This is a genomic window from Staphylococcus sp. IVB6214, from assembly GCF_025558585.1.
Lineage (GTDB): Bacteria > Bacillota > Bacilli > Staphylococcales > Staphylococcaceae > Staphylococcus.
Genome location: NZ_CP094723.1, coordinates 64,725 through 90,646 on the forward strand (window position 1 = coordinate 64,725; position 25,922 = coordinate 90,646).

The 25,922-nt window shown below is 31.8% G+C and carries 23 protein-coding genes and 4 pseudogenes; 18 read left to right on the forward strand and 9 right to left on the reverse strand.

What is annotated here, in order from left to right; all coding sequences use genetic code 11:
* Positions 1-471: 471 nt before the first annotated feature.
* The 5 genes and pseudogenes from ccrB to MUA51_RS00315 all read right to left on the reverse strand — a co-directional run bounded on the left by ccrB (position 472) and on the right by MUA51_RS00315 (position 7,226).
* Positions 472-2,108 (reverse strand): annotated as a pseudogene (gene ccrB, locus MUA51_RS00295) (cassette chromosome recombinase CcrB).
* A gap of 19 nt (positions 2,109-2,127) precedes the next feature.
* Entirely contained in the window at positions 2,128-3,477 is a 1,350-nt protein-coding gene (ccrA, locus tag MUA51_RS00300) for a cassette chromosome recombinase CcrA (RefSeq protein ID WP_262559928.1), read from the reverse strand.
* A gap of 499 nt (positions 3,478-3,976) precedes the next feature.
* The gene (gene cch1, locus MUA51_RS00305; RefSeq protein WP_262559929.1) at positions 3,977-5,761 is read right to left on the reverse strand and encodes a cassette chromosome replicative helicase; all 1,785 of its coding nucleotides are present in this window, start codon (positions 5,759-5,761) and stop codon (positions 3,977-3,979) included.
* Complete coding sequence (gene ssb, locus MUA51_RS00310; RefSeq protein ID WP_262559930.1) at positions 5,761-6,054, reverse strand: cassette chromosome ssDNA-binding protein; 294 nt, start codon at positions 6,052-6,054, stop codon at positions 5,761-5,763. Before ssb ends, cch1 begins: the two co-directional genes overlap by 1 nt.
* Before the next feature lie 179 nt (positions 6,055-6,233).
* Complete coding sequence (locus MUA51_RS00315; RefSeq protein ID WP_262559931.1) at positions 6,234-7,226, reverse strand: hypothetical protein; 993 nt, start codon at positions 7,224-7,226, stop codon at positions 6,234-6,236.
* 193 nt (positions 7,227-7,419) lie between these two features.
* On the opposite strand from MUA51_RS00315, the gene MUA51_RS00320 reads away from it, so the two are divergent.
* The 10 genes and pseudogenes from MUA51_RS00320 to MUA51_RS00365 all read left to right on the forward strand — a co-directional run bounded on the left by MUA51_RS00320 (position 7,420) and on the right by MUA51_RS00365 (position 15,412).
* Positions 7,420-7,986 carry a Pycsar system effector family protein gene (locus tag MUA51_RS00320; protein WP_262559932.1) on the forward strand — a complete coding sequence of 189 codons (567 nt, stop codon included), beginning with the start codon at positions 7,420-7,422 and terminating at the stop codon, positions 7,984-7,986.
* Positions 7,987-7,988: 2 nt separating this feature from the next.
* Positions 7,989-8,738, forward strand: a complete 750-nt coding sequence (locus MUA51_RS00325; RefSeq protein ID WP_262559933.1) for an adenylate/guanylate cyclase domain-containing protein — start codon at positions 7,989-7,991, stop codon at positions 8,736-8,738.
* 635 nt (positions 8,739-9,373) lie between these two features.
* Positions 9,374-11,437 (forward strand): heavy metal translocating P-type ATPase, encoded by a 2,064-nt coding sequence (locus MUA51_RS00330; protein WP_262559934.1) that lies wholly within the window; start codon positions 9,374-9,376, stop codon positions 11,435-11,437.
* Between the two features lie 127 nt (positions 11,438-11,564).
* Positions 11,565-11,999 carry a YdhK family protein gene (locus MUA51_RS00335; protein WP_346657951.1) on the forward strand — a complete coding sequence of 145 codons (435 nt, stop codon included), beginning with the start codon at positions 11,565-11,567 and terminating at the stop codon, positions 11,997-11,999.
* 297 nt (positions 12,000-12,296) lie between these two features.
* Positions 12,297-12,683, forward strand: a complete 387-nt coding sequence (locus tag MUA51_RS00340) for a hypothetical protein (protein WP_262559937.1) — start codon at positions 12,297-12,299, stop codon at positions 12,681-12,683.
* Between the two features lie 24 nt (positions 12,684-12,707).
* Positions 12,708-13,382, forward strand: coding sequence for an IS6 family transposase (locus MUA51_RS00345; protein ID WP_118003383.1), 675 nt, complete (start codon positions 12,708-12,710; stop codon positions 13,380-13,382).
* Between the two features lie 154 nt (positions 13,383-13,536).
* Positions 13,537-13,680, forward strand: coding sequence for a hypothetical protein (locus MUA51_RS00350; RefSeq protein WP_262559939.1), 144 nt, complete (start codon positions 13,537-13,539; stop codon positions 13,678-13,680).
* A 203-nt stretch (positions 13,681-13,883) separates the two neighbouring features.
* The gene (locus MUA51_RS00355; RefSeq protein ID WP_262559941.1) at positions 13,884-14,138 is read left to right on the forward strand and encodes a hypothetical protein; all 255 of its coding nucleotides are present in this window, start codon (positions 13,884-13,886) and stop codon (positions 14,136-14,138) included.
* Between the two features lie 46 nt (positions 14,139-14,184).
* Positions 14,185-14,792, forward strand: a pseudogene (locus MUA51_RS00360) (stage II sporulation protein M).
* Positions 14,793-15,211: 419 nt separating this feature from the next.
* The gene (locus MUA51_RS00365; RefSeq protein ID WP_107513379.1) at positions 15,212-15,412 is read left to right on the forward strand and encodes a hypothetical protein; all 201 of its coding nucleotides are present in this window, start codon (positions 15,212-15,214) and stop codon (positions 15,410-15,412) included.
* Positions 15,413-15,688: 276 nt separating this feature from the next.
* Here the strand turns inward: MUA51_RS00365 and MUA51_RS00370 are convergent.
* A pseudogene (locus tag MUA51_RS00370) lies at positions 15,689-16,198 on the reverse strand (protein rep); the annotation flags it as partial.
* Positions 16,199-16,255: 57 nt separating this feature from the next.
* Entirely contained in the window at positions 16,256-16,930 is a 675-nt protein-coding gene (locus tag MUA51_RS00375; RefSeq protein ID WP_262559942.1) for an IS6 family transposase, read from the reverse strand.
* Positions 16,931-16,973: 43 nt separating this feature from the next.
* On the opposite strand from MUA51_RS00375, the gene MUA51_RS00380 reads away from it, so the two are divergent.
* Both MUA51_RS00380 and MUA51_RS00385 read left to right on the forward strand, forming a co-directional pair.
* A complete protein-coding gene (locus MUA51_RS00380; protein ID WP_262559944.1) occupies positions 16,974-17,318 on the forward strand; it encodes a DNA methyltransferase in 345 nt (114 codons plus the stop codon).
* A 100-nt stretch (positions 17,319-17,418) separates the two neighbouring features.
* Complete coding sequence (locus MUA51_RS00385) at positions 17,419-18,327, forward strand: AEC family transporter (protein WP_262559945.1); 909 nt, start codon at positions 17,419-17,421, stop codon at positions 18,325-18,327.
* 215 nt (positions 18,328-18,542) lie between these two features.
* Here MUA51_RS00385 and MUA51_RS00390 read toward each other — a convergent pair whose 3' ends face one another.
* Positions 18,543-19,334, reverse strand: coding sequence for a glucose 1-dehydrogenase (locus MUA51_RS00390; RefSeq protein WP_107504575.1), 792 nt, complete (start codon positions 19,332-19,334; stop codon positions 18,543-18,545).
* A gap of 59 nt (positions 19,335-19,393) precedes the next feature.
* Positions 19,394-20,251, reverse strand: coding sequence for a RhaT/GlcU family sugar-proton symporter (locus MUA51_RS00395; protein WP_142019173.1), 858 nt, complete (start codon positions 20,249-20,251; stop codon positions 19,394-19,396).
* A gap of 574 nt (positions 20,252-20,825) precedes the next feature.
* Here MUA51_RS00395 and MUA51_RS00400 point away from each other — a divergent pair.
* The 6 genes and pseudogenes from MUA51_RS00400 (at position 20,826) to arsC (ending at position 25,866) form a co-directional block, all read left to right on the forward strand.
* A complete protein-coding gene (locus MUA51_RS00400) occupies positions 20,826-21,788 on the forward strand; it encodes a M23 family metallopeptidase (RefSeq protein ID WP_262559949.1) in 963 nt (320 codons plus the stop codon).
* Positions 21,789-22,008: 220 nt separating this feature from the next.
* Positions 22,009-22,335: an Rrf2 family transcriptional regulator gene (locus MUA51_RS00405; protein WP_316957940.1), complete on the forward strand. Its 327-nt coding sequence runs from the start codon at positions 22,009-22,011 to the stop codon at positions 22,333-22,335.
* Complete coding sequence (gene merA / locus MUA51_RS00410; protein ID WP_262559951.1) at positions 22,322-23,644, forward strand: hypothiocyanous acid reductase MerA; 1,323 nt, start codon at positions 22,322-22,324, stop codon at positions 23,642-23,644. The genes MUA51_RS00405 and merA overlap by 14 nt, the downstream gene beginning before the upstream one ends.
* 179 nt (positions 23,645-23,823) lie before the next feature.
* Entirely contained in the window at positions 23,824-24,138 is a 315-nt protein-coding gene (locus MUA51_RS00415) for an ArsR/SmtB family transcription factor (RefSeq protein WP_262559952.1), read from the forward strand.
* Positions 24,138-25,429, forward strand: a pseudogene (gene arsB, locus MUA51_RS00420) (arsenite efflux transporter membrane subunit ArsB). Before MUA51_RS00415 ends, arsB begins: the two are co-directional and overlap by 1 nt.
* Before the next feature lie 17 nt (positions 25,430-25,446).
* Positions 25,447-25,866, forward strand: a complete 420-nt coding sequence (arsC, locus tag MUA51_RS00425; protein WP_262559953.1) for an arsenate reductase (thioredoxin) — start codon at positions 25,447-25,449, stop codon at positions 25,864-25,866.
* The last annotated feature ends 56 nt before the right edge of the window (positions 25,867-25,922 follow it).

The following is a 25,922-nucleotide window of genomic DNA, read 5'->3' on the forward strand; positions in this document are numbered from 1 at the left end:
TTTATGACCTCCTAGTGTATTTGATTGATGTAAGTAGGTATTACATCATTTTGATAATATAAGTTTGAAATCACGTTTGTTTCGGTTAAAAATCCCATTGAAATTTAAAAAATATCCCATGTAGAAATCGCTACAATCGTTGGTATGACAAGGAAATCCCGTTATCCCGCTCGTTTCACGAGAAATATAGCGATATATTTATATATCATTTAGGCTTTTGGGAGTGTTTCGAGTTACTTGTTCATTTATATTATTTATTTATAAATAATAATGGGATTTCGGGATTACGCTTGCGTAATCCTTCTGCTACATGAAGTTGTCTAATCCCGTTGCTATCCCGCCCACATTTTGTTTTGGGATGTTCTTTCGTCATATCAATATAAGCTTCACGTCGAGTTGTGACTCTTTTGTATATTTTGAGTTATTCTTTAGTTGAGTGTTATTGAATGACGAAAGGACAGTACACTTGTCCTAGATTTGAAAGTAGAGTGTTTGAGGCAAAAATAAAAACGAAGTGCTGAGGTGCACTTCGTCGAGTTGTTTATTATTGAAAAGTTGTTTAATAATCTCATTATTGAGCTTGAGTGTGACATAGAATTGCTTTTTATGATTCTCATCTTTACGAATGTCAATACGGTCAATGACCGTAAGGTATAATGCCTTGAGTTGTGATTTATCCATGGATTCTATATTTTGAAATATTCGTTGTAATAGGGCAGCGATTTGTTTCGTATCATAAGATGGTTTCTCTTGATTTTGTTGCTGCTTTAGTTGATTCATTTGGTTTGTAATGTCATTGAGTTGTGTTTCATATTGATGAATGGTTGGTTTGAGTGCAGATGTTAAGTCTGGATTGTCTTCGATGGTTTGAACTAGATTTTTAAGTTTAGTGTTAATTTCATCAAATTGTTGTTGTTTATAAGCAATATCATGATTGAGCGCAGCTACATCGACTCTATTCTCTTGATTGACACGTTCGACAACTTGTTTGATAACTTTATCACTTTTGACTATTTCGAGTATTTGATCCATAACATACTTTTCGATAACATCAGCTCTAACACTATTGGCTGAACATACCTTTGATCCTTTGTTGCGAAAGTTGCTACAGGAATAGTAACGGGTACGTTTCTTAGTGCCATCTTTGAGTGTATTCGTTGTATTGCTAGCGGCCATGGCTGCGCCACACTGGGGACAACGTATAATACCCGTGAGTAGGTTAGTCCCTTTACCATGTACTTGCGGCTTTTCTTTGATTTGTTTCTTACGCATTTGGACTTTGTCCCACAAATCTTGGCTTATAATAGGAGAATGCTTTCCCTGAGCGATGACAGGTTTATCGTTTAGCCCCTTACGACGCTTTTCATTCCAGTCTTTGTATTTCGCAAACTGAATTTGTCCAATGTAGAAGGGGTTAGATAGGATATAGGTTATAGAACCCACACTAAAGGGTTTGCCTTTTTTAGTGACATAACCTTTATGATTCAACGCATTAGCAATTTTACGGTAACCATGACCTTTAGCGTAAGCTTCAAATATATATTTCACGATATTGGCTTCATGTTGATTAATCATCAGTTCATGTTTACTATCGGGTTATCGGGTATTTTTTCATAACCTAACGGCAAATTGCCTTGATAATAGCCTTCTTGGGCACGTCGGGTTTGGCCCATGAAGACGTTCTCAACAATGTTATTACGCTCGAATTCAGAAAAACTCGCAAGGATTTGAAGCATTAATTTTCCACTACTCGTATTGACTTCCATCCGCTCAGATAGGCTGAAAAATTCGACATTTTGGCGATGTAAGTCTTCGACTATTTTTAATAAATCAGAGGTGTTACGTGCAAGTCGATTTGTTTTATACACCATCACACAATCGATTAATCCTTCATTTGCATCTTTTAACATGCGTTGGAGTTCAGGACGGTTCATAGACTTTCCTGAAATACCACGATCAGCGTATATATCTTTGACTTCGAAATGATGGAAGTTACAATATTCTTTGATTTGATTGATTTGTCCGTCGATACTATATCCTTCTGAACTTTGCATTTCTGTTGATACGCGGACATAGATACCAACACGTTTTTGTTTGAGTTGTTGCATGATTTTTCATCCTTTCTGATTAGGCAATCGATGATTGCATATCTTGATTGACGATGTTTAAGGGTTCATTTTTGAAATAGATTCCTGTAAGCGTTTTATTTTCTGTAATATGAATTTCATCAATATAGGGGTATAACATATTTAACGTGAAACATTGTTGAATGACATTTTGAAAAGCCCTTTGAATTTGAGTCGAGCTAATGGATGAATTGGTTTTTGATTGTTGTTGTAACAGTAGAGATTTTTCTCTGAATGTATCTGCAGTAATCGTCCCTTGAGCGAGCTTTTCTATTAGTTGTTCTTGGGTGAGTATATGTTTCGTTTCCAAAGTTCTTTGGTTTTTTAGTTGTTGTTGGATTGTTTGATTAATTTTTAAATAGAGCTGTTGATTTTGAAAAAAGTCCTTACAAGTTGTTAAGACCCTTGTTTCTAGCATTTGTGCATTGATGCCCTTGAAATCACAGACAAAACGTGAAGCATTCATATTTCTTGGACAAACATAATAACGCAATGCGTGCTTCTTTTTCCTAATGGTCAGATTGGTGAGCGTTGAACCACAACAAGGGCATTTGATTTTTTGTTTGAGTTGGTTGTCTGAAGATCTACGTTTAACTTGTCTTTGGTTTCTAACTTTTTGAGCGTATTCATACAAGCTGACTGAAACAATAGGGGGGAACATATTATCGTATTGTCCATATTGATTTAGCACTCGGCCACAGTAATTAGGATTTAGGATAATACAACGCACTTGAAAAGGTTTTCGGTTGATGAGGTGATTGGATTTTTCTAAGCGTTGAGAAATTTTCTTGTATCCGTAACCTTCCACGTAGTCGTCGAATATGGCTTTTACAGTAGGTGCTTCATCCTTATTTATAGTAAATGTCCCATCGTGATAGTGATAGCCAAAAGGGGCGTGAGTTGTAATGAGTTTACCTTGGCGAGCTTTTTCGCGTAGTCCATTTTTGACCTGTTCACTGATATTATCAGATTCTAACTCTGCAAGGCTGATGAAAATGTTAAGTTTTAAACGATCAAAAGATGAGTCTAAGTTGAAATAGCCATCACAGACACTTAAGATATGAACCTGATGCTTTTGACATAATCTGATAAGTTTCAAAGCATTTTTCAAATTTCGGTGTAATCGATTCAGTCTGTAGCAACATAATACGTCACAGTGACCTTGTTGAATTAGCGTAATGACTTGTTGGTAACCATTGCGTTTATCAGTTCGACCTGATTGCTTATCGCTATAAAAGGTAATGTGTTGAATATTATGCTTTTCGGCTAATGCCTTGATGGTTTGTTTTTGGGCTGAGAGTGATTGTTTTTTGAGTGTACTTTGACGTAGATAACCTATTGCTTGTTTCATCCTGTTTCCTCCTTCCAAATTGATAATATATATTTATGAACGAATTTATATATAAGCCCAACACCAGTGAGGTGTTGGGCGTTATTATTAGTCATCAACGTGATTGATTTCTTCAATCACTAAATCAGCGAGTAATGTGATTAATTCGTCCAATGAAAAGACCTCCGATTCTATAAAATATTTAAAAATTTGATAATATGATAAACAGTCATTCTGTCGTCTCTTGTACTTTTCACAAAGAAATTAGTGAGAGCTACCTCATTTATAAATTCAGGGTGAAATTTATAAAGTATCAAGAGTTTACGTTGTGTCTCAGTTAACGTATAGGATTCTATATCATAGTTATGATCAATATAGTTTACGACTAATTGTTGATTCTCTAATTCGACCAAAGAGCATAATGTGTATTGTGTTAATTTGAATTTGGTATTCATTTTAATTTCCTCTAAGTATTTGATTAAGTAAGCTACAACAGCCTTTAGGGTGTTATAGCGATATTTTATAATCCTAAATCGTCATTTGCTTCGGATTGTTTAGCTTTCGTTACAAAATCTTCTAGCAAATTTTTATTTGTATTATCAACGAATGGTGGTATACTAGGTTCTGTTTTAGAACTCAAACCAAACATTGAAGCATAAGTCATATCTAGCTTAAGATGATAAAAGACAATAGTCTTCTTTTTGCCATTAGTATCTGGAACGCTACGTTTTGTTGTTTTACGGTTCCGATCAGAATGGATATAACCTTTGTCTCGTAAAGCATCAATTACAATATTTACATCTTGGAATTGATTTTCATTCAACATATGTTTAAAAATATTTTTAAGCATTTTGACTTGAATGTGGTCGTCTTTCAGCTCAATAAGGCCATAATTTTCAATCATTGTTGAGAGTTTTCCATTTTCAGCAAATTTCCCACGATTTCTCATGACGAACTGCACAATTACATCGATGGCCTTATCCCCCAGGGACCTTTCACTTACGGAATCAGCGTGATAATTAATTAGGTACTCTCTTACTGCATCCAAATCTATGGGTGTCGCAATTACACGTGCTAATATTCTTGCTGATGTCACAATCACTGCATAGCGTTTGAACATACGAATACCAGTATTACTCGTTTCATTTTTTAGTTGGTTTTTGAACCAATCATGTTCCGCATGAAACCATTTAATTACTTCGTTTCCACGTTTTAAAAGATATTCAGCTATTAATGGCATTATATGGCCATAATTGACCGATGTAGCCCTTTTAATTGCATCTGCATTGTCAGCACTTGTTGTAAAGGCTTCAGATATTTCAATCGTACGGACGTTCAAACCATCATTACGTGCACTATCATTTAAAATACTGTGTTCTGCGGTACTTATCACTGTAGTGCCCCAATTTTTGAGTTCTTTGATATTACCATCAATATTAGAGCGTTGTCGGCCCTGTCCCTCTGCCAAACTGTACAACAATCCAGTAGTGTCTTTGAAGGTTGCAGCTGACAATTCATCTAATACGATAGGCACACCAAAGTTACTACTTAAATATCCTTCAAGCGCGTTTCTAGTACCATTCCATGATCTAAACAGGGTATTACTGCCTTTAGTAGGGTTGCCGGCTATTGAAACAGCTAAAGCAGCTGCAGTCGATTTACCTGTGCTTGAATTTCCCATAAATGAGAATATGGTTCCCGCAAACTCGACCTCATGTCTTGTTTTTAGGAACGCAGTAACTAATGAAGAAGCAGCAAATACTACTGCAAGTTCTAGTAGTAAGTTCCCTTTAACTTGTTTTAAGTACATCTCCCACCAGTCTTTGAAAGTACCTTTTGGTTGTAAATCATAGTGTGTTTCACAAATGATTTCATTAGCTTGGGATTGCTCTATTTCTTTTGAAAAGTATGGTTTATCCAATGAAATGACCATACCTTCATCAGACTGTAATACACCTACGCCGGTATATAATTTAGATAATGGAAGTGATTGGCGCATCGATTGTAACGCATAGCTTAATGATTTAATGTACCGTTCATTGATGTTGAAGCCGTACTTAATTAATCCAGGTAGCTTGAAAGATGTTAAGATATCTGATGCCTCAATACGTTTAATATTTTTTCCATCTGTAATAATCAATTTCTCAACCCCTGTAGACGGGTCGAGAAATTTATTTTCAATAATGATGGGACTAGACAATTGAATGATTTTTTCTACATCATTGTTACTTTTAGGTGGAATCACTTCATAAAAGCCATTTGAATTTAAAAAATATGGATATTGCTTGAATATGTTGTTAGGCATTAGTTGTTACCACCTTTCCAGTTATGTTTGTGAAGCATTGGATTAGGTCCTGTCTTACGATAAACTAAGTTTCCGTTGCTATTCTTACCAATAATGACAAATGGGACATTTGGCATGTTCTTTACAAAGTATGCAAACCAGCGACCAACATCTTGTTGTACGTCAGTTGAACATGTAATGTCCGTATTTACATTTAAGTCATGAAATGTAAATGTAGTGTCTTCAGATAGACTGAAAGCAGCACCTAAACGTATTCTCTTAAGTTCGTTAAAATCTTCACCTTTGTACTTCATAATTATTTACCTCCGAATGTATTAATTTGTGTATCGGCCGAATACATATATAACTATATAGGTAATAGTGTGAAGAGTAAGTCTGTAAAAAAGACTTAAAAATTCCAGACAAAATTTTGAAGAAGTATATTGACAAAAAGAAGTGCCGATGAAAATCGGCACTTCTATAATGATGGTTACTATTTTGTCGTGATATAAAAATATTCAGAATCATCAAGGTTATTTTTATCATTGATGTTCTTCTTTAAATGATAATTTAAAGCTTTTTTTAATTCAGAGATAAGTTTGTTACGATTTTCTTTGGTGTAATCTGGTGGATCTACTAGCTCGCTTTGACTTAACAATCTAGTTACTAAGGATTTAGGGGCAGATGCTTGAGTTTCTTTTTTAGTTAAATACTTTGCAAGATTTACGTCAATTTGAACACGGCATTCTTGTTCTAAATAGTCACTATAGCTATAAGATTGGGTTGCAGCTAATCTTGCATTAACTTCGTCCTTGAGTTCATCTAATTCATCCATATAGTAATTAATTATATCTATTTTTTGAGCACTGCTAACATTTGGTGCTGTTATAATATCGATAACCTTAGATTTTATACCAACTTCGATATTTGAATCGATTAAGAAATATAAATAATAATTTGTCATAGCAGTTTTATAATCAATAGCATTAGTAATTTCATTTTTTATAAAATAATATATGTTATCATTAATTTTATTTGTAGATTCTAAGTCTTTTTTATTAACGCCATTTTTTAAAAAATGGATATAATCAGAGTTATTCGACAATATATCATGTATAACAAGTTTACTATCATATTTAAATGCATAGAATTTTCCAATTTTAAAATTTTCAGAATCAATACCAAGTGCAAGACAAAACTTTTTGAAATTTGCTGAAAAGTTAGTTTTAGTTGGCACAAATAAATCATGGTTTTCCCACTTTTTTGGTTTGTTTTCCTCATCTACATTATTGCATCCATCAAGAAGATATAATTCATATTTAACTATGTCAGTTAAAATCATTGGATATTTTTCTTTGTTACGAGTGTTGCGTTTAATATTTAATTCCTCATAAGACTTACTTGCTTGACTCATCACTTCTTTTACGTCTTTCGTGTCCATATTTTCTATTATTGATTGTAACTCACGTCCCCAATTGCGATACATCAAATCACTCATTTCTAATTTTTAAATAATTATATCTTAAGAATTATGAATATATATATAGAACGTAAGTTCTTGATTTGTTATAATTATTTGTATTAAGTAATTTCGTTATAAAGTGGATGTACAATAAAAATTAAAATATTATATTTATTATTTTTTAAAAATTTTAATTTTTAAAAGGGTGATTAATTTAATGAGAAACAATAATTTAAAAAATGATCTTTTAGACGAGTTAGATAGACATTTAGAATGGATAAGGAGTTGTGATACAAAAGCTTCAATTGTTTTAGCAATGTTAGGGATTTTTATTGCTACTATTTCTTCTGAAGTATTCTTAGATAGTCAAAAAGAAATAGTATTAAACGCATTGAACAATATAAATTTTTCGAATTTAATTTATTTAATGTTTGAAGGAGCGGTCTATTTTTTATTTTTTGATGGGTTATTTAATATAATTAGGGTACTTTTTCCCCAGTTGAAAAAATCTGTTAAGGCTTATAGCGGAATAGAAAATGACTCCTTATATTATTTTGAAAGCATTTCAAGCAAGACTTATTCTGAGTATAAAAAGCAAAGGATTAATAGAACATCAGAAGAAGAAATCCATGATATTTTATCCCAGATTTATATAAATTCAAAAATATCTACAAGAAAATATCATTTTTATAAGAAAGGCTTAGCATTGGTACTTTGGGGGATTTTAGGAATTTTAATTTTGCATTCTATCGGTATTATTTTAGTTAAAGCGGGAGGTTTTTAAATATGAAAATAAGAGGCTATGATTACAAGTCAAGAAAGAAAAAAGTTGAAGAAATATTAGAGAATACCAACTTTATAAATGAAGTGGAAAGATTTCCTAATAACGATGATTTTACATATGAGAATGGCTATAAAGCTTGGCTTAGTGCAATCTTTATAGATTTAAGAAATTCTACTAAATTATTCACTGAAAATAGTGAAGTAGATGTTGCCAAGGTAATTAGAGGCTTTACGTCTGAAGTTATAGAGATTTTACAAAAGGATACTCAAGATAATGAATTGAAAGAAATTGGTATTAGGGGAGATTGCGTATTTGCTGTATATTCAACTGCTAGCAAAGAAGAAATATATGATGTCTACAGCCGTGCAGTTTACATTAATACCTATTTAAAAATGTTGAATAAATTATTAGATAAAAGAAATCTTCCAAATATCAAAGCAGGTATTGGTTTGGCTGCAGATAAAAATTTGGCAGTGAAGGCAGGTAGAAAGAGTTCAGGTATAAATGATTTTGTATGGATTGGAAAAGCAGTAACAACAGCATCAAATTTAGCAGATCTTGGTAATAAAGAGGGCATTTGTCCCATTGTGATGTCAGGCACTTTTTATACTAATTATATTGATGTTGAAGAGAATGAAAATTCAAAAAATTGGTGGATGAAAAACGGTGACGAACATAATGGTACATATTATCATGGGGATGTTGTAAAAATAGAATTTAATAAATGGATTGAATCGGGCATGATTGATTAATTTGGAGTTTATATGAACTACATTAATTACAATAAAGGTATAAATTAATAAAGTTATCTATAATAAAAGTTATTTAAAATACCGCATCACTATCTGATACGCAGAAGCGTATCACAAATAAAACTAAAAAATAAGTTGTATGTAACTCACTTTGAAATTGATTGAATATATAGTATCTTTAATAAAATGCAGCTATTGTGGCGTAGAATTTGAGAATCAAAAAAGGATTAATATAGTTTGAAGAGACTGAGCATAAATACTAGAAAAATGGCCAGTAAATGAGTTTATTATAAATTCATTTACTGGCTTCTTTAAATAATTATCTAGACAATTTGCTTTTCTAGACATACTCTGAAATGCGTTATTTTCTTTAAGGATATTAATATATGACTTGTTTTGGTAATGATAACCTTGGTCAGAGTGTATTGTCATGCGATAGTTAAGATTAGATCTTTTAATTAAAACATTGTTTTAAATATCGATGACAAGGTCTAATGTAGGACGTGTAGACATAAGTTTCGGAATTATATAAATTCATAAAAGTAGATAAATCGAAAACCTTTATACCCCTAAGGGGTATATGTTATAGTATAAGTATAGCTAATATAATATTTTCATAAATAGGAGGAGTTAATTTGAAGAATAATGGTGAAGAGCTTAAGCATCAAAATCACATGAATCATTCCAATCAAATGCATCATGATAACCATGAATCACATAATCATCATAGTGGCCATGCACATCATCATGGGAATTTTAAAGCTAAGTTTTTTGTTTCATTAATTTTTGCAATACCTATCATTCTTTTATCGCCACTGATGGGTGTTAACTTACCTTTTCAATTCACATTTCCAGGTTCTGAATGGGTAGTGTTAATATTAAGTACAATTTTATTCTTTTATGGTGGTAAACCGTTCTTGTCTGGTGGTAAAGATGAAATTGCTGCAAAAAAACCAGGCATGATGACCTTAGTTGCCCTAGGCATTTCGGTAGCTTATATTTATAGCTTGTATGCTTTTTATATGAATAACTTTAGTAGTGCAACTGGTCATACAATGGACTTTTTTTGGGAATTAGCTACCTTAATTTTAATTATGTTATTAGGACATTGGATAGAAATGAATGCTGTCGGAAATGCTGGAGATGCCTTAAAGAAAATGGCAGAACTTTTACCTAATAGTGCTATTAAAGTTATGGACAATGGTCAACGCGAAGAAGTTAAAATATCAGAGATCATGGCTGATGATGTCGTCGAAGTAAAAGCCGGAGAAAGCATTCCAACAGATGGTATTATTGTTCAAGGACAAACATCCATAGATGAATCCCTAGTCACTGGAGAATCAAAAAAAGTACAAAAAAATCAAAATGACAACGTTATTGGGGGTTCTATTAATGGATCTGGAACAATACAAGTCAAGGTTACAGCTGTTGGAGAAGATGGATATCTTTCTCAAGTTATGGGACTTGTTAATCAAGCACAAAATGATAAATCTAGTGCTGAATTGTTATCTGATAAAGTAGCGGGTTATTTATTCTACTTTGCTGTAAGTGTTGGCGTGATTTCGTTTATTGTCTGGATGCTCATTCAAAATGATGTTGATTTTGCATTAGAACGTCTTGTAACTGTGTTAGTCATTGCTTGTCCACATGCTTTAGGCTTGGCAATACCTTTAGTCACTGCACGTTCTACTTCAATTGGTGCACATAATGGTTTAATTATTAAAAATAGAGAGTCTGTAGAAATAGCTCAACATATCGATTATGTAATGATGGATAAAACTGGTACTTTAACTGAGGGTAACTTTTCTGTGAATCATTATGAGAGCTTTAAAAATGATTTGAGTAATGATACAATATTAAGCCTTTTCGCCTCATTAGAAAGTCAATCTAATCACCCATTAGCTATAAGTATTGTTGATTTTGCGAAAAGTAAAAATGTTTCATTTACTAATCCACAAGACGTTAATAATATTCCAGGTGTCGGATTAGAAGGTCTAATTGATAATAAAACATATAAAATAACAAATGTCTCTTATCTTGATAAACATAAACTTAATTATGACGATGACTTGTTTACTAAATTAGCTCAACAAGGTAATTCAATCAGCTATTTAATTGAGGAACAACAAGTCATTGGCATGATTGCTCAAGGAGATCAAATTAAAGAAAGCTCAAAACAAATGGTAGCTGATTTACTATCAAGAAATATTACACCAGTCATGCTTACAGGTGACAATAATGAAGTGGCACACGCTGTCGCAAAAGAATTAGGTATTAGTGATGTCCACGCACAACTCATGCCAGAAGATAAGGAAAGCATTATAAAAGATTATCAAAGTGACGGTAATAAAGTCATGATGGTCGGAGACGGTATCAACGATGCGCCGAGTCTTATAAGAGCCGATATTGGTATAGCAATTGGTGCAGGCACAGATGTTGCAGTGGATTCAGGTGATATCATACTTGTTAAAAGTAATCCATCAGATATTATTCATTTCTTGACCCTTTCAAATAATACTATGAGAAAAATGGTGCAAAACTTATGGTGGGGTGCAGGTTATAATATTGTTTCTGTACCTTTAGCAGCTGGTATTTTAGCATTTATCGGCTTGATTTTATCACCTGCAATAGGTGCTATTTTAATGTCACTAAGTACGGTTATTGTTGCAATTAATGCCTTTACATTAAAATTAAAATAAAAGATAGGAGTTTTATTATGATTAAAAAATTATTTTTATGATATTAGGATCATTACTAATATTATCAGCTTGCTCCAATAATGATGAAAAAGATAAAGACCCTAATGACCAAAAAAGTGAGAGCCATATGAAGCATAATGATGAAAGTAAAGTTCCAGAAGATATGAAATCGACTAATGAGGGTGAATTTAAAGTGGGAGATAAAGTAACGATTACAGCAGAGCATATGCCAGGTATGAAAGGTGCAGAAGCTACTGTAAAAGGTGCGTATAAAACATATGCCTATGTTGTAAGTTATAAACCCACAAATGGAAATGAAAAAGTAAACAATCATAAATGGGTCGTAAACGAAGAGATTAAAGATGCACCTAAAGATGGATTTAGTAAGGGCGATACTGTTAAATTAGAAGCAAGTCATATGTCTGGTATGAAAGGTGCTACAGCCAATATAGATAACGTGAAAAAGACTACTGTTTACGTAGTTGATTACAAATCCAAAGATAATGGTAAAATCATTAAAAATCATAAATGGATGACAGGAAATGAGCTGAAAGCACGATAAAAATCTAGTTCTAAATTGAGAAATAAATAGATATAAAAATATCCTTCTTAATCAACAATTTAAATAACTTATTATTGTTAAGGAGGATATTTTTTAGTGTGTAAATTAAAAAGAATTTTAGAAGAATAAAATTTATAAAAAAAACTATTCATTACCTTATTAATTGAAATTATATAATTAAAAACCGCATCATTAACCGATACTCAGAAGCATATCACAAATAAAACTAAAAAAACGAGGTTGAACAATAATATTCATTATGAATTTTTTGAGTAAATCTTAGGAGGAGAAATTAAATTGATTAAACCTAAAGATATAGTTCAATTTTTAAAGCCATGGTTTTTGGCTCTTATATTTGTTGTTTTTATACTTATTCAAGTAGCAGGTTTCACTGGTTATAGTGAAGATTTTTTCGGGCTATTTCATATTGGAATTGGACAATTAGGTTTACTTTTACGATACAGCTTGGCATTTTTATTGTCTGGTGTTGTTACCTTTATTTACTTGTACTATTATAAAAAATTCATAGGAAAAAATAAGAATGATTATATAAAGAAAGTGAAGTCTGTTGTTGTTTTTGTGACATTTTTTATAGGTGGATTTATTATATATAAAGATATATACCTATCAGACATATTGCAAAACGCTTTATGGTTCTGTTGCAAAGTTGAGTTTATAGTATAATTTTAACAAAAAGGAGTATGCTATATGAACTATTTCAGATATAAACAATTTAACAAGGACGTCATCACTGTAGCCGTTGGCTACTATCTAAGATACGCACTGAGTTATCGTGATATATCTGAAATTCTAAGAGAACGTGGTGTCAACGTTCATCATTCAACGGTCTACCGTTGGGTTCAAGAATATGCTCCGATTTTGTATCAAATTTGGAAGAAAAAACATAAAAAAGCCTATTACAAATGGCGTATTGATGAGACGTACATCAAAATAAAAGGGAAATGGAGCTATTTATATCGTGCCATTGATGCAGAGGGGCATACATTAGATATTTGGTTGCGTAAGCAACGTGATAATCATGCAGCATATGCGTTTATCAAACGTCTCATTAAACAATTTGGTAAACCTCAAAAAGTGATTACAGATCAGGCACCTTCAACGAAGGTAGCCATGGCTAAAGTTATTAAAACGTTTAAACTGAATCCCGACTGTCATTGTACATCGAAATATCTGAATAATCTCATTGAGCAAGATCACCGTCATATTAAAGTAAGAAAGACAAGATATCAAAGTATGAATACGGCAAAGAATACTTTAAAAGGTATTGAATGTATTTACGCTCTATATAAAAAGAACCGTAGGTCTCTTCAGATCTACGGATTTTCGCCATGCCACGAAATTAGCATCATGCTAGCAAGTTAAACGAACACTGACATATTAGTGGTTAGCTATATTTTTTTACTTTGCAACAGAACCGCTTTTTTTCACTTAAATTCAAGATAAGAAAAAACCATGAAAAATAGACCTGCAAAACAATAACTATTGTGATAAAGTTTGCTAAAAAGGAGTTTTGAAGTTGAAAAAAACAGAACGTAATTTATTTTCTATTTTCTTATCTTTAGGAAGTCTTTTTGCAACCTTTAGTGGTTTCTTTATTTTGGGCATTGGAATGTTAATTGGTGGAGCAACTTTATTAACTAAAAGTATTTCTGAAGAATAAAAGAGTTGACGCATTTATGCCGAGAAAATTTTTGGTGGGAAAAGCGAAACGGAAACATACTAAAAAGCCGAATGGCTGGATACCGTTAGGTATCAATTTTGCCATTTGACAGCTTTTTTATTTTTTGTTTCGCTGTTGGTTCACACCAAAAGGAAATTGGAATAAAATTTAAATAGTGTTAGTTTATGAAAAGGAGAGTTTTGATGAAGTATTTATTTTCTTTTTTGTTAGGTGTTCCGTTCTCAATTTTGTTTTTAATTTCTATAGTTTATTTAAATGATAATCAAGCTGTATTCATTATTAGTATTGTGATTTGTCTGGGTTTGATTAGAGTAATTGCAAATCCTGTTTTAAAAAAATTGTCTGGATCTGAAAAATATGAAACTGTGACTTCTTTTATTTTTATTTTAGGTTTAGTCTTACCTTTGTTTATTGGGCTTATTTCTTTTGGTTTTTAGAAACGAGTGAAACGAGTTTCAAAAAACAAGAAAGAAAGGATTAATTATGCTGAGTATCAAAGATCAAAATTATTTTAAAAGGGCATTAAAAATCTTTATATTATCAACAGCTTTATTACTAGTAACAATTCCTATTGCTTTAATTTTTCATCCTTCAGAAGAATTTATAAAACAATTAGGTTCCAGTTCACCTGAAAGCGTTAGTAAAACACATGGATTAAAAAAAGTTTGGGGTTTTATACAAAATAATGGCTTTCATGTACCAATACAAATGCTTTTGTTAGCATTAATACCAATACCATTTTATATACTATAAACTTAATAGTATCGGTTATTATTCCTGGAATACTATTTGGTTTTTTTATCCATTTTGACACATACAAAGGTCTAACTAGCTTAATCGCTTATATACCACATTACACTTTAGAAATTATGAGTTTTTGTATATTTACTAGCGGTCTCTATATGCTAAATAAATCAATTATAAGAAAAATAACCAATCTGTTCAGAAAAGAAAAAAAGGAAAATCACTCTTTCAAAACAAGTTTATTTAACCTACTAAAAGCATATTTATTTATATGTTTGCCAATGGTCATATTAGCGGCATTCACTGAAACATATGTAGCAGATATGCTTTCAAACTTAATGAATTAGTTATAAATAATTGCTTTATTCCAATTGCTTTATTGACGTTGAGCCTCGGAACCCTTAACAATCCCAAAACTTGTCGAATGGTCGGCTTAATAGTTCACGCTATGCCGACATTCGTCTACAAGTTTAGTTAAGGGTTCTTCTCAACATCAATAAATTTTCTCGGCATAAATACATCTAGCTCCTTTGTCTACTCGATAGACCTAGTAGACCCGACATAAATAAATTTAAATATCCAAGGGCGCACTTACATACCTAAAAAGGTATAGTGCTAAAAACAAAATTTGCGTGTGATAATCAAATATCTTTATTTGCATTTTAAAGGTGTATTTAGAGCAAACTTTAAAAATATATAGTTCATTACCTGTATAATTATATTTGTTTCTTAAAACGTAAATATGAGCCAAATAAGAGGTGTTTTTATGACGATAAACTTTGTATTCACTTTTTCTGTATTTGATAAAACATCAAAAGAAATTGCTGAACTATGTAATATCCCTAACGACCAAAGAATCCAAAAAATAATTAAAATCATGAAAGACCAAAACATATCAGATACTGATTTTGAATTTCTTAAACTTTACGATTTTTATTTTGCAGATAATCCAGATATCAATTTTTAAAAAATCCAGTGTCGATTTTTTAAAACACTGCCCAGTTACATGCAAATTAAAATTTTCATGATTTTTTATAGTTCCTAACAGGGTTAAAATTTGTATAACAAAAGTATAATGTTTATATAACGTTAGTATAATAAAACATTTTAACATTATACTTTTGATAATCGTTTATCGCCGTCATCACAATAACTTTTAAAATACTCGTGCATAATTCAACAGCTGACCTCCCAATAACTACATGATGTTATCGGGAGGTCAGCTGTTAACACTTATATTTTGTTATTGTTCTTCCTCGATTTCGTCTATCATTTTATGATTAATTTCTCTTTTTTCTTGTTCTGTTAAATCATAAAGTTCACTAGCCAAATACTCTTTTTGTTTCCAAATATAAAAAATTTGATAGATATATTCGGTTGGATCAATTTATTTTAAATAATCTAAATCCCCATTTTTTAATTTCTTTTTAGCCTCTTTAAATAATCCTGAATAAACTAAAACCTGTTTACCTTTAAGTGATTTATAGAATGCATCAAATACTTTTTGATTTATTAAATAATCACTATCTTTACCAGAATACTTAGCCATTTCATATAACTCTTTATTGTTATTTTGTCTTATTTTTTGAACTTGAACTTGTGTGATTTCTGAAATGCCCGTTACATCACGCCATAAATCTAACCATTCTTGTTGGCTAATATAATATCTTTTATCTGTGAAATACGATTTATTTACTGCAATTAACACATGAAAATGAGGATTATAATCATCTCTTTTTTTATTATATGTAAGGTTCTGTTGCAAAGTAAAAAATATAGCTAACCACTAATATGTCATGTCAGTGTTCGTTTAACTTGCTAGCATGATGCTAATTTCGTGGCATGGCGAAAATCCGCAGATCTGAAGAGACCTGCGGTTCTTTTTATATAGAGCGTAAATATATTGAATACCTTTTAAAGTATTCTTTGCCGTATTGATACTTTGATATCTTGTCTTTCTTACTTTAATATGACGGTGATCTTGCTCAATGAGATTATTCAGATATTTCGATGTACAATGACAGTCGGGATTCAGTTTAAACGTTTTAATAACTTTAGTCATGGCTACCTTCGTTGAAGGTGCCTGATCTGTAATCACTTTTTGAGGTTTACCAAATTGTTTAATGAGACGTTTGATAAACGCATATGCTGCATGATTATCACGTTGCTTACGCAACCAAATATCTAATGTATGTCCCTCTGCATCAATGGCACGATATAAATAGTTCCATTTTCCTTTTATTTTGATGTACGTCTCATCAATACGCCATTTGTAATAAGCTTTTTTATGCTTTTTCTTCCAAATTTGATATAAAATCGGGGCATATTCTTGAACCCAACGGTAGACCGTTGAATGATGAACATTTACACCACGTTCCCTTAATATTTCAGATATATCACGATAACTCAATGCATATCTTAGATGGTAGCCAACGGCTAAAGTGATGACGTCCTTGTTAAATTGTTTATATCTGAAATAGTTCATACAGAAGACTCCTTTTTGTTAAAATTATACTATAAATTCAACTTTGCAACAGAACCTGTCAGAAGGTAATCCTTATAATAAGGGTACACGTAAAAATCAGTTAACAGGTAGTTATGGACTATTTTCCCCTAGTGAAGTAAAAAGCGAGGGAACGAGATATCCAATTGATTTAACTTATTTTAAAACGGCAGAATCTGAAGGTAAAGTTTACCATCCGACTCAAAAACCCATAGATTTAGGCAGATATTTAGTAAAAACTTATTCTAATTTGGGTGATACCATTTTAGATAATACTTGTGGTAGTGGTTCATTTTTAGTTTCTGCACTATTAGAAGGACGTAACTTTATAGGTATAGACAAGGACATTGGACTACACGAGTTTGACTAGAATTATAACATGAAATCGAAAGCTTCTAAAATAACCAACATTTATGTTAAAGTATGAAAATGGATTGAAAACGAAAAAATGTAATGAAAGAAGGATTGTTGTGACTCAACAATTTATCATAATTATTATACTGATTGCATTGGGTTATACATTAAAGAGGATTAATTACTTTAAGGCGAATGATAGTCAAGTATTCTCTACCTTAGTATTAAATGTCACATTGCCTTCGCTAGTAATAGTTAATTTGAACGGTGCAGAATTAGATTTATCACTTTCAATTTTACCAATAATGATGATTATTTATGGTATTCTTGCCAAAATTATTGTGGTCTGGTTATTTATAAATTATGATAATCAGATTCGTGGTGCCACTGGCATGATGATAGCTTCGTTAAATATAGGGTTATTTGCGTATCCACTCGTTGAAGCGATATGGCCACAAACAGGGATGATATACTTTGGTATGGCTGATATAGGTGGGGCTATTATCATGTTTGGTGTAACTTACTTTGTCGGTAGCTATTTTAGTAGTGCAGGGGATAGTTTCGACTTTAAATATTTAGGGAAAAACTTGCTTAAATCGGTGCCACTTATGACATATATTATAATGTTTATCTTAAATATGCTTGATATTCATTTTCCAGAGCCAGTAATTGATTTCTTCTCTGTGCTATCAGGTGCGAATATGCCATTATCAATGATTTTACTAGGTCTGATGTTAAACTTCAGTATTGATAAGAGATTCTTACCAATTGCTCTTAAATATTTAGCTATACACTATGGCTTAGGTATTATTGCTGGCTTATTAGTACATTTCTTTTTACCAGTTGATGATGAGATGATCAAAACAACTCTACAAGTTGCCTGGTTATTACCAGTTGGCGTAGCTATCATACCTTACTCCATACAATTTAAATATAAAACTTTACCACTGGTAGGTATGGTCACTAATTTAACGATTGTCATTAGCATTGTCATTTTATATATTTATCAAGCTTTATTTGTATAAAACGTTTTTAATGAATACTTTATTTATCAAACACATGTTAAGGTTGCGGCAATTAATTGCCGCAACCTTAATCGTTATATGGGCAGTAGCTTAAACTCTCCTCTATTTATTAGCTTTATTAATTGAAAAACAAGAATAATAAGACATTTCAGTTTAAATGGTCTTAGCAAACGATTTGTCGCTAGACAAGATTAAGTCTAATTGACAAATATAAGTTAGCCTTTACCGCCCTTAAATGCTGGGTAGTTTGTCATACCACCATCTACATAGATTGTAGTACCATGAATGTAGTCAGCTAGATCTGAACATAAGAAACGTGCAACATTTGCAACTTGATCAGCTTCACCAATTTCTTTGGCTGGAATCATTTCTAATGTTTCAGCGCGTGTTTCTGGGTCAGAGAATTTTTCTCTTGTATGTTCTGTTACGATAGCCCCAGGTGAGATATTGTTAATGCGGATGCCGTGTTGAGCATATTCCATAGACATTGTTTCCATCATTAATTTCAAACCACCTTTACTAGCAGCGTAGTTTACATAGTTTGGCCAAGGAATTCTATCGTGAACACTTGATGTATTAAGAATAATACCTTTTTTATCTTCTTTAAGAAATTGATTAACAGCGGCTTTTGAACCGATAAATGCACCAGTTAAGTTGATATCAATAACTTTTTGCCATTCTTCTAGAGGCATTTCATGAGTTGGAATTGGTTTTTCGAAACCAGCATTATTAATAAGAATATCTAATGTACCGAATGTATCAACTGCTGCTTTAATTAAATTGTTTACATCTTCTTCTTTTGATACATCTGCATGTACTTTAATTGCTTGTCCGCCTGCATCTTCAATTAATTTGATAGATTCAGCAACATCGTCTAATGAACTTTCTGAAAGATAGTTAATAACAACTTTAGCTTTTTCTTTACCAAATTGTTCTACCATTGCTTTACCAATGCCGCTACTACCACCTGTGATAACTACTACTTTGCCTTCTAAATCTTTGAACATATTCAAACTCCTCCTTAATTAGTAACAATCTAAAGCATGGTCATATCTCTTAATTATAATTATGCTTTAATATATCCGAGTACAAAGGCTGCAATAACGATAAGTACAATACCAGCCCAAATACCAATCATTTGACGTTTGTCTTTTTTCTCGCCTAATAGGAAAATACCGCCGAGTGTAGATACAATAACTAATAACTGTGAAAATGAGAAACTAGTTGCTACACCAACTTTTGGTTGTGAGTAGAACATAAATAAGTTACCGATACCCCACACAACACCTGGGATTAAATTCCATAGTGTACTTTTAACTGATGTTTCATGTTTAGCTGATAGTATTAAACCACCAATAGCCATACCTATAGATTGGAAGAATAAAGCATTCATTCCATCTACGCCGAATATTTGTGCTACTACTACGTAGACAACATAACCAACAGTAGAAATTAAAAGGATAGGCATCGCTTTACCAAAGTTTTTGGTACTTTCTGATTCTTCATTTTTACCTTTAATAGATGTTAAAGCAATACCGATAACAAGTAATACCATAGCAACAAGTCCTAATGTAACTTGCACACCAGTACTCCATTCACCTAAGAAAATAGCACTAAATAACGTTGTACCAACTAATTGTAAACCTGTAGAAATAGGCATTGTTTTTGAAACACCTATAAGGCTGACAGATTTTAATTGATAACCTTGTCCTAATGCCCAGAAAGCACCAGAAATTAAACCAACGATAATAATCGTAAGGTCATCAAATTTAGCATTACCTGTAAGTAATAAGATAATACCGATGATTAACGCACCAAAAGTTGTCCCTCTAATTTGATTATAAGGACCTCCACCTACAAGAACATTAATTAAAACTACACTACCCCAGAATAACGCGGGTAATAAAGCAATTAATAAATCCATACTTTTACTCACTCTCTCTCTATTTGTTTTTCTCCCCTTAAAACAATCACCAACAATTGTTTACAAACATTCATTCTAAACCAAACTATTATTTTAGTAAAAGTATTAGTTTATAATTTGCAATTTTTTATAATTAAATTGCAAAAAGATTTTATTTTAAATAATGGTGGATTTTATAACCAACTTAGCTACCTTTAGACAAAAAACGCCACGTGAATTTCATGTTATTATTGAAGTTACCACACAAACAATAAAGGAATGAATTTACATGACGCATACTTATTCTAACATGACAAATCATAAAGGAACACACCTAAGTTATGTAGTCGGAAAAGGTGGCTAACTTAAACTTGAAATTTGCGTAATGAATTTTTTGAAAATAGCCCATTAAATGTATACATCCTATGTGTAATAAGGAATGACACTAATATCAAAAATTCAGAAATCAGTAATATTATTTTGAAAATATTACAACTTTTTATTTACTATACACAAATCGATTACAAGTATTTATTTTCATTTAAGCACGTGATAGATTGAGTTCTATAGTTTAAGAAAAGGAAGGTTTATTAAAATGAAAAAAATACTAACAACTTCAATAGCGACTATTGGAATTCTAACTATGAGTATTGCTCAACAAGACGCACAAGCTGAAGAACAAAGTAGTGTATCTACGCAAAATACTCACAACTATACGGGAATTGAAAATGATGTTTATTATACAATAGATAGTAAAGGGAATTATCATCACACATTAGATGGCAATTGGAATCAATCTATGTTTGAACATAAAGAATATAAATCGTATGAAGTAGATCAAAATGGTGTTACGCATTATTACTATTTTGAAAAAGATGATAATGATTATTCACCATCTCAATCAAATCAATCAATTAAGGATAAAGGTTATCAAGTAAATAATGGAGAAGAGAATCAAACATCTGAAACAAATAAAGAAACGATAGCAAATGATAATCAAACAGCTAAGCATAATGAAACAGGAAGTAATGGACATGTAGCGATTTCTAATGAAACAAATGATAATCAAGAAACAGCTCAATATAACAATACTGCTTCTAAAGAACAATCTACTCATAACAACGATGCAACTAGCACTAAGGAAGCGAAAGGTAATGCAGAAGCTTCATCAAATTGGCTTACTAAAAATAAAAAGTTACAAGAATATGGTCAATATCACGGCGGAGGTGCACATTACGGTGTAGATTATGCTATGGAAGAAAATACCCCTGTATACGCTTTAGCAGATGGAACTGTGATTCAAAGTGGTTGGAGTAACTACGGTGGTGGTAACCAAGTAACAATAAAAGAGAAAAATAGTGATTATTATCAATGGTACATGCATATGAATAAATTAAATGTAAATAAAGGTGACGAAGTGAAAGCAGGTCAACAAATTGGACAATCAGGTAATACTGGTAATTCAACGGCACCACATTTACATTTCCAACGTATGCAAGGTGGCGTAGGTAATGAATATTCAGTTAATCCAGATTCTTATATCAACAACAATCAATAATTTTATAAGAAAAAATCACGTCTTATTATAGGCGTGATTTTTTTATTTGAACTTAAGAAGTAGATATGTTTAAATGTAATTATTATAGTTACATTTAAAAGGAGATGATTCATTGAATTTAGAATTTAATATCGCGGTTCACGTATTAACTTTCTTAAGTAAACATTCATCTGAAAGATTTAGTAGTGTCGAATTGTCATGAAAAGTTTGTGTTAATCCTGTGCAATTAAGAAGAGTTATGAGCAAACTATTAGAAGAAGGTTACATTACAACACAAAAGGGCAAATATGGAGGGTATCGTATAAATGGTAATGTGTTAGATACGCCATTATCCAATTTATTTAAATTATTCGCTTCTAGTCAATCATTTGGCAGAATTTATACAGGTACAAAAGAAAGTGACTGTAAAATCTCAAATGAAATGAGTCGAGTAATGTCCAACTATCATCGAAAAGAATTTGAAATAATTGAAAAATATTATCAAAATATTTCTATTGGAGATATATTAAACGATATATTAATGGAGGGTTACAATGAAAAAGTATGATTTATTAATTTTAGGGTTTGGTAAAGGTGGAAAAACACTAGCAAAAACAGCTTCAGCTCAAGGGAAACAAGTAGCAGTTGTTGAACAATCCAAAAAAATGTATGGTGGTACATGTATCAATATCGGCTGTATTCCATCTAAAACATTAGTGCACGAAGGATTAGAAAGTGGATCGTTCAATCAAGCATTTGAGCGTAAAGAAGAAGTCGTAACGGCCCTTAATAAAAAGAATTATCATAACTTAGCAGACGATGAAAATATAACAGTATTAGATTACAAGGCTAGCTTTAAATCCAATACGGAAGTAGACTTATTAGATGAACAAGGCAAAGTTGTAGATACTTTAACAGCAGATGACATTGTGATAAATACTGGTGCAACACCTGTTATTCCTGATATCAAAGGCATTAAAGAATCTAAACATTTATATGATTCTACAGGAATAATGAATTTAAGCGAACAACCTAAACGGTTAGTTATTGTTGGCGGAGGATATATTTCTTTAGAATTCGCATCTATGTTTTCAAACTTTGGTACACAAGTGACTGTATTAGAAGCGAATGATAAATTAATGGCAAGAGAAGATGAAGAAATCGTTTCACATGCGATTAAAGATTTAGAAGATAAAGGTGTAAAATTCGAGTTAGGTGCTCAAACTTCAGAATTTGAAGATAAAGATGGATATACAATCGCTAAAACGAATAAAGGTGATTTTGAAGCAGAAGCGGTATTACTCGCAATTGGTAGAAAGCCAAATACTGACTTAAATTTAGAAAACACTGATATTAAACTAGGTGAACGTGGCGAAATAGAAGTCAATAATCAGTTGGAAACAGCTGTAAAACATATCTATGCAATAGGTGATGTAAAAGGTGGCATGCAATTCACTTATATTTCTTTAGATGACTTTAGAATTGTTAAAGACAAATTATTCGGTTCAGTTGCTCGCACTACAGAAAATAGAGGTGCGGTACCTTATACGGTATTTATAGATCCTCCATTATCTCGTGTGGGATTGACTGCTAAAGAAGCAAAAGAACAAGGGTATGAAATTAAAGAAGGTAAACTACCAGTAAGTAATATACCTCGTCACAAAATTAATAATGATCCTAGAGGTTTGTTTAAAGTTGTGATAGACGCAACAACAAATAAAGTACTTGGGGCTACTTTATATGGTTTACAATCCGAGGAAATCATAAATTTAGTAAAACTGACAATTGACCAAAATATTGACTATACAGTTTTACGTGACAATATATATACACATCCTACTATGATAGAATCATTTAATGATTTATTTAATATTTAATTATATATAAATGTAATAAAGGCACAACACATATTGACGAATTGTTCAATAATGTGGATGTGCCTTTTTTTATTGAAACGACATTAACTACTCTTCATCCCGATTTTAATACTTGTAATTATAATACAGTTAAACAACTATATAGTTGTTAATCTATTTAATATCTAGGAGGTAGATATGTGTCTTATAAAGAACTCTCAACAATATTAAAAGTGTTATCAGATCCAAGTATATTGGAAATATTAGACTTACTTTCTTGTGGTGAATTATGTGCTTGTGATTTGTTGGAGCACTTTCAATTCTCACAACCAACACTCAGTCATCATATGAAGTTATTAGTAGATAACGAATTAGTTTATACACGTAAAGATGGTAACAAACATATGTACCAACTTAATCATGTTATTTTAGATGATATCAATCAAAATATAAACATTATTGACACATCTAACCAACGTTGTGTATGTAAAAATATAAAATCAGGTGAATGTTGATGATGATGACTTTAGGAATTGTAATTTTTCTTTTAACTTTATTCTTTGTGATATGGCAACCTAAAGGTTTAGATATTGGTATTACAGCTTTAATTGGGGCGGTCATCTCTATTATTACAGGCGTTGTTAGCTTTTCTGATGTACTAGAGGTAACAAGTATCGTTTGGAATGCCACTTTAACATTTGTAGCTGTTATTCTTATTTCATTAATATTAGACGAGATTGGATTTTTTGAATGGTCTGCAATACATATGGTCAAAGCTTCAAACGGTAACGTCTTAAAAATGTTTGTATATATTATGCTATTAGGATCAATAGTAGCTGCATTTTTCGCAAATGATGGTGCAGCTTTAATCTTAACGCCAATTGTATTAGCGATGGTAAGAAATTTGGGTTTCAGTAAAAAAACGTTATTCCCTTTTATTATTGCATGTGGATTTATTGCTGATACTACATCACTTCCATTAAATGTGAGGAATTTAGTAAATGTCGTTTCTGCTGATTACTTCAATATTGGATTTATTGAGTACCTTAGTCGAATGATTATTCCAAATATATTCTCTCTGATCGCTAGCATATTTGTATTATGGCTTTATTTCAGAACGTCTATACCAAAAACTTTCGATAAAAGAATCTTATGAACCCAAATGATGCAATTAAAGACTTAAAATTATTTAAGATTTCTTGGCTAGTATTAGCAATATTACTTGTAGGCTATCTTGTTAGTGAGTTTATTCAAATCCCTGTATCGATCATTGCTTGTACGATTGCACTTATCTTTGTGATCTTAGCTCGTAATTCTCCTTCAGTTCATACTAAACAAGTGATTAAAGGTGCACCATGGAATATTGTTCTATTTTCTATAGGTATGTACTTAGTTGTATTTGGATTAAAAAACGTTGGCATCACATCAATTTTAGCTGAAGTATTATCTAATATTTCAAGTCATGGATTATTCAGTAGTGTTATGGGCATGGGCTTTATATCAGCATTTTTATCATCCATTATGAATAATATGCCTACTGTCTTAATCGATGCTATAGCGATTGGACAATCTAATGTAGTAGGAACCATTAAAGAAGGTATGGTTTATGCCAATATAATAGGTTCTGATTTAGGACCGAAAATCACACCGATTGGGTCTTTAGCAACATTATTGTGGCTACATGTGTTAACACAAAAAGGTGTAAAGATTTCGTGGAGAATATATTTTAAAACTGGAATCATTATTACTATTCCGGTACTATTTGTCACACTCTTAGGTTTATATCTCACACTAATTATATTTTAAGAAAAGAGGCTTTAACTATGGATAAGAAAACAATTTATTTTTTATGTACTGGCAACTCTTGTCGTAGCCAAATGGCAGAAGGTTGGGAAAAGAAAATTTTAGGTGACAGTTTTTATGTCTATTCTGCTGGAATTGAAACACATGGTTTTAATCCAAAAGCAGTAGAAGCTATGAAAGAAGTAGGTATTGATATCTCAAATTATACATCAGACTTGATTGATAATGATATCTTAAGACAATCAGATTTAGTCATAACATTATGTAGCAATGCAGATGATAATTGTACCATCATACCACCTAACGTCAAAAAAGAACACTGGGGCTTTGATGATCCAGCAGGAAAAGAATGGTCAGAATTTCAACGTGTTAGAGATGAAATCGGAAGTAGAATACAAGAATATAAAGGGGCTAGGAATTATGTCCCAGCCCCGTCATGATTAGTTATCGTTCTGTAACTTTTCAACGACTAAGTCAGCTAATACTTCAATTAACT

Bases quoted from the DNA above. Each gene is read 5' to 3' on its own strand.
- MUA51_RS00400 (WP_262559949.1), top strand. From the start codon at position 20,826: ATGAAAAAAATACTAACAACTTCAATAGCGACTATTGGAATTCTAACT.
- ccrA (WP_262559928.1), bottom strand. From the start codon at position 3,477: ATGAAACAAGCAATAGGTTATCTACGTCAAAGTACACTCAAAAAACAA.
- MUA51_RS00395 (WP_142019173.1), bottom strand. From the start codon at position 20,251: ATGGATTTATTAATTGCTTTATTACCCGCGTTATTCTGGGGTAGTGTA.
- MUA51_RS00335 (WP_346657951.1), top strand. From the start codon at position 11,565: ATGAAGCATAATGATGAAAGTAAAGTTCCAGAAGATATGAAATCGACT.
- MUA51_RS00325 (WP_262559933.1), top strand. From the start codon at position 7,989: ATGAAAATAAGAGGCTATGATTACAAGTCAAGAAAGAAAAAAGTTGAA.
- MUA51_RS00315 (WP_262559931.1), bottom strand. From the start codon at position 7,226: ATGTATCGCAATTGGGGACGTGAGTTACAATCAATAATAGAAAATATG.
- MUA51_RS00365 (WP_107513379.1), top strand. From the start codon at position 15,212: ATGACGATAAACTTTGTATTCACTTTTTCTGTATTTGATAAAACATCA.
- MUA51_RS00345 (WP_118003383.1), top strand. From the start codon at position 12,708: ATGAACTATTTCAGATATAAACAATTTAACAAGGACGTCATCACTGTA.
- merA (WP_262559951.1), top strand. From the start codon at position 22,322: ATGAAAAAGTATGATTTATTAATTTTAGGGTTTGGTAAAGGTGGAAAA.
- cch1 (WP_262559929.1), bottom strand. From the start codon at position 5,761: ATGCCTAACAACATATTCAAGCAATATCCATATTTTTTAAATTCAAAT.
- MUA51_RS00375 (WP_262559942.1), bottom strand. From the start codon at position 16,930: ATGAACTATTTCAGATATAAACAATTTAACAAGGACGTCATCACTTTA.
- MUA51_RS00320 (WP_262559932.1), top strand. From the start codon at position 7,420: ATGAGAAACAATAATTTAAAAAATGATCTTTTAGACGAGTTAGATAGA.
- MUA51_RS00355 (WP_262559941.1), top strand. From the start codon at position 13,884: ATGAAGTATTTATTTTCTTTTTTGTTAGGTGTTCCGTTCTCAATTTTG.
- ssb (WP_262559930.1), bottom strand. From the start codon at position 6,054: ATGAAGTACAAAGGTGAAGATTTTAACGAACTTAAGAGAATACGTTTA.
- MUA51_RS00390 (WP_107504575.1), bottom strand. From the start codon at position 19,334: ATGTTCAAAGATTTAGAAGGCAAAGTAGTAGTTATCACAGGTGGTAGT.
- arsC (WP_262559953.1), top strand. From the start codon at position 25,447: ATGGATAAGAAAACAATTTATTTTTTATGTACTGGCAACTCTTGTCGT.